This is a genomic window from Variovorax sp. 01T439_2 (genome assembly GCF_056398445.1).
Map to the genome: position 1 here is coordinate 1 of NZ_JBFTPJ010000978.1, position 2,127 is coordinate 2,127.

General features: G+C 68.9%; 3 protein-coding genes. All 3 read right to left on the reverse strand.

Annotated elements, in window-relative coordinates; genetic code table 11:
- Nucleotides 1–217 precede the first annotated feature (217 nt).
- Nucleotides 218–1,108: a beta-keto acid cleavage family enzyme gene (locus tag AC1DOC_RS30685; RefSeq protein WP_478131227.1), complete on the reverse strand. Its 891-nt coding sequence runs from the start codon at nt 1,106–1,108 to the stop codon at nt 218–220.
- A complete protein-coding gene (locus tag AC1DOC_RS30690) occupies nt 1,105–1,869 on the reverse strand; it encodes an SDR family NAD(P)-dependent oxidoreductase (protein ID WP_436041968.1) in 765 nt (254 codons plus the stop codon). The genes AC1DOC_RS30685 and AC1DOC_RS30690 overlap by 4 nt, the downstream gene beginning before the upstream one ends.
- Nucleotides 1,870–1,886: 17 nt before the next feature.
- Nucleotides 1,887–2,127 (reverse strand): dioxygenase family protein (locus tag AC1DOC_RS30695; protein ID WP_478131228.1); only part of this gene is annotated, 241 nt, incomplete at its 5' end.

Here is a 2,127-nt window from a genome sequence, read left to right on the forward strand (position 1 = left end):
CCCGATGCTCTGKGCACGAGGGCACGCTCGTTGTGCATCGCTGATCAACGACTGCTSCGCATAACGCWCCCGYYGATGGGGTGCCTTGCGCAGCGAAATCAAGGGGGAGGCCGAAGGCCGGAGGACATTCGCGGAGCAAGGTACCCCGTCGGCGGGAGCGCCCCCTGAATCAGCAGGCACCAAACGCATCGCGCACCGAATAGAAAGAGTTCGCAAGTCAGCTCCCCCCACCAGGCAAGCCCAGCATCGCGCGCGCCTCCCGCGGATTCGCAATCTCGCCCCCAAGGCTCAGCAGGATGTCGCGCGCCTTCGCCACCAGCTGCGCATTGCTCTCGGCCAGCACGCCCTTCTCGAGGTAGATGTTGTCCTCCATGCCGACGCGCACATGGCCGCCGAGCAGCCATGCCTGCGCAACGATCGGGAACTCCATGCGGCCGATGCCGAAGGCGCTCCAGAACGCGCCGCGCGGCAGCATGTTGCGTGCGTAGAGCAGCGTCTCGGGCGTGGGCGCGAAGCCGTACTTCACGCCGAGGACGAAGGTCCACATCGCGGGGCCGTCGAGCGTGCCGTCGGCGATCAGGTCGAGCGCAAGGTTGATGTCGCCCGAATCGAAGATTTCCAGCTCGGGCTTCACGCCCGCCTCGCGGATCACCCTGGCCATGCGGCGCACATTCTTCGGCGTGTTCATCACCACGTCGGGGCCCGAGTTCATGGTGTTGAGATCGAGCGAGCACACGTCGGGCCTGATCAGCGCGATGTGCTCCACGCGCTTCTCGGGCGGCAGCAGCGTGGTGCCGGGCGCGGCGATCTTCGGATCGTCCTCGCTCGGAATGAAGCGCCCGCCGGGGCCGGTCGTGAGGTTGATGACCAGTTCGCGATTGCCGCGCCGGATGCGGTCGACCACCTCGCGGTACAGCTCGACCYCCATCGAAGGCTTGCCGGTCTCGGGATGGCGCACATGGATGTGCACCTGCGCCGCGCCGGCCTCGGCCGCGGCCAGGCATTCGTCGGCGATCTGCACCGGCGTGATCGGCAGGTGCGGCGTCTGTTCGGGCTTCACGAGGTTGCCCGTGACGGCGCAGGTGATGAGCGTCTTGGCGGTGCTCACAGGTGGCGGCCTCCATCGACCACGATGCGCGTGCCGGTGACGAAGCGCATCGTCGTTGCGAGCGCCTCCACCGCGGCGGCCACGTCGTCGGGCTTGCCGATGCGCCCGAGCGGCGTGGTGCTCGCCATCTTGCTCGCGAACTCGGCGCCGCGGCCTGGCACGAAGCCCGACTCCACCGCGCCCGGCGAGACGGACACCACGCGCACCGCCGGCGCCAGCGCCTTGGCCAGTGCATCGCCCACCACATCGAGCCCGGCCTTGGCCGCGACGTACGCGAGGTTGCTGCCCACGCCCGTGAAGCCCGCAATCGACGAGATGTTGGCAACGAGCCCGTCGCCGCTGTCCTTCAGCATCGGCGCGAAGGCGCGGATGGTCGCGAACACGCCGCGGAAGTTGGCGCGCACGATGTCGTCGATGAGCTCGTCGGTCAGCGCATCAAGGTCGCCCGCCGGAACGGGCTGCGTGTGGCCCGCGCTGTTGACCAGGATGTCGCAGCGCCCATGCGCGGCCTTCACCTCGGCGGCCGCGGCCTGCAGGCTCGGCGTGTCGACGATGTCGGCGCGGATCGCCGCGTGGCGCTGTCCGCTGGCGGAGGGCAGGGCGGCCGCGCGTGCAGCCGCATCGTCGCCCTTGCGGTGCAGCAGCACGCAGGTGGCGCCGAGTGCTGCAAGGCGCACCGCCGTCGCATAGCCGATGGCGCCAAGGCCGCCGGTGACGACGGCAACCTTGCCGTCGAGTCGGGAAACAGGATCGAAGCTCATGGAATGGAGAGGTAGGTTCAGGGAATGGGTGGACGCGGAAACTTCATCTCGCCCGGTTCGAGCTGGAAGTCGTACTGCAGCGTGGCGCTCCGGCCGTCGGGCGCCAGCGCGAAGCAGCCGATCAGCCGCTGCGTCACGCCGAAGGTCGGGTCGCTCTCGAGGTTCTGGTCGTCATCGGCGAACACCTGCGTGACCAGCACCTTGTGGCCCGGCTTGCTCACCATGAAGTGCAGGTGCGCGGGCCGGTTGGGGTGGCGC

Excerpts from the sequence above, each read along its gene's own strand:
- AC1DOC_RS30690 (WP_436041968.1), bottom strand. The coding sequence starts at position 1,869 with ATGAGCTTCGATCCTGTTTCCCGACTCGACGGCAAGGTTGCCGTCGTC.